General features: G+C 33.7%; 2 protein-coding genes. Both read right to left on the bottom strand.

Annotated features, from left to right (window positions below; all coding sequences use genetic code 11):
- Positions 1 to 1,158: oligosaccharide flippase family protein (locus JQM82_RS15365; RefSeq protein WP_235251285.1), on the bottom strand; the 1,158-nt coding region annotated here is incomplete at its 3' end.
- On the bottom strand, positions 1,158 to 1,971 hold an 814-nt coding region (locus tag JQM82_RS15360), incomplete at its 5' end, for a polysaccharide pyruvyl transferase family protein (RefSeq protein WP_235251284.1). The genes JQM82_RS15365 and JQM82_RS15360, both read right to left, overlap by 1 nt.

The following is a 1,971-nucleotide window of genomic DNA, read 5'->3' as shown; positions in this document are numbered from 1 at the left end:
TACTATAGCAATAATTAAATATACAACAGAACGAAATTTGTGTTTGTTTTGTGCCAACAAAATGCTATATCCAGTATTTTGAATAAGTGGAACCACCAATGGGATCATCGTCAACAATGCAACAAAATATGCACTAGCATACTCTTCACCAGCCCAAAGAATAATAAATCTTTTACCATACAAAATGAAACCACTCATTGCTAACGCAATGATGATATACTGCAAACGCCCCACTCGTATAAAAAGATTAGTCAAATCATCTTTTGAAGCTTTTTGTGCAACCATTACAGTTGTCTTGGGAACCAAAACTCCAGAAAAAGCAGTTGATAAATTGGTCATCATAGAAACAAATTGAGATCCTATATTATATACAGCTACTACGCCGGTTCCCGCTAACATACCCAAAATAACTTTATCAGTTGCCCAAAATAGCATATCAACTAACGAGCCCAAAAAAACAAACAAAGAAAAACCAATCAATTCTTTAACTATATGCAATGGTAAATTCTTAAAAGAAGGCCTTACTTTTAAGACAAAACTACAGTATCCACCAAACATTGGGAGCATTAGAAACTGCAGAATCGTCGTTGTAACCGCTAATCCAATTGAACCGAATCCCAAAAATAATGCAACTAAGTTTATGCACGGTGCAAAAACAGTCGAAAAAATATTAACAAATTGCCGGTAAATATATTTTTCATATGCTACAACAATGCTTGAGAATACACTTATAGGAAATGAAATTGCTGTGTTAAATGCCATCAATAAAATCAATGGTCTGATCTTCAGTAATTCTGTTTCTGTTAATCCCTTATGAAATACAATTTCGACATTATTAGCCAAAAAAACTCCGGCTATCATAACAAGAATTGCTAAAAAACTATACATCAAAATAGCTAAACCTGCAATTTTTTCCAGCTCCTCTTTTCTGTTCTCAGCCCGATATTTCGCAATATATCGCACTATTGTCCCGCCAAGACCAAAACTCAGTAGTGTCAGATATGCAATAACTGAATGAGAAAGGCTATACAATCCATATTCTTCTTTACCAAGGATTCGCAACATAACCGGAGTATAAAGTATTGGAATAATACTACCTAAAGCCATATTCACGTATGTCAGAATTACACCTGTCTTCAATTGATTGATCTTATTCATTAATTCTCCAATGCCTCCGTGATAAACTTTATGGACTCTTCTCGACGCTCCTTTAGAATACAATCAACCTCTTTCCATTTGATATCATCAAGCTCGAATATGACTTCATTCCAATTTTTCGAAAAAAATCTATCTTCCAAATCAAATGTACTTAATAATGTATTCAAACGAGATGTCATCTGCTCTGTAACATTTTCCATTTGTCTTTCAAACACAACAAACTGTTTGTGAAATATAATAGAAAACGCCGTGCAATGAAAAGAATTTGTGACCACCATCTCTGCATCCTTAATCAAAGCAACAAACTCTAGTGGACCATATTCATTAAAGTGTTCTAAAATATTCAAAACTCGCAAATTTCTTGCATTTGCAATTTTTTTTGTCCATTCATTTGCAATTTCATTGTGCTTCCCAAGAAAATAAAAAAAAACATACCCTGATTTTTCTGAGCAGTTGGCTTTTGTGGCCAACTTATTCCATTCGTATTTGTTAAGTAAAAAAACTGGATCTAATACCACCGGCACCAATTTTCCAGTCAATTCATATATTATATTTGCAGCTGAGCTTTCTCTGACTGATATAAATGCCATCTCAGATAGCCACTCTCTATATTTATCTTTACATGAATCTGGCAAAGATTCAATTCCCATGCTAGCAGCATAAGCAATACGTTTCTCTCTTTTAGAAAACGTCAAAAACTCTCTTTCCGAATTATATTCAAAAAAAGGATTCCATATTTGATCACTACCGGCAATAAAAGCATCGTAACGATTTTCACACAGTTCTCTAATTGAATTAGACTCCCAATTAATA

Origin of the sequence: Faecalicatena contorta (assembly GCF_021531995.1) — a bacterium.
Classification (GTDB): domain Bacteria; phylum Bacillota; class Clostridia; order Lachnospirales; family Lachnospiraceae; genus Dorea_A; species Dorea_A contorta_A.
The sequence above is the reverse complement of the archived record's forward strand: the minus strand, read 5'-3'. Positions and strand labels throughout refer to the sequence as shown.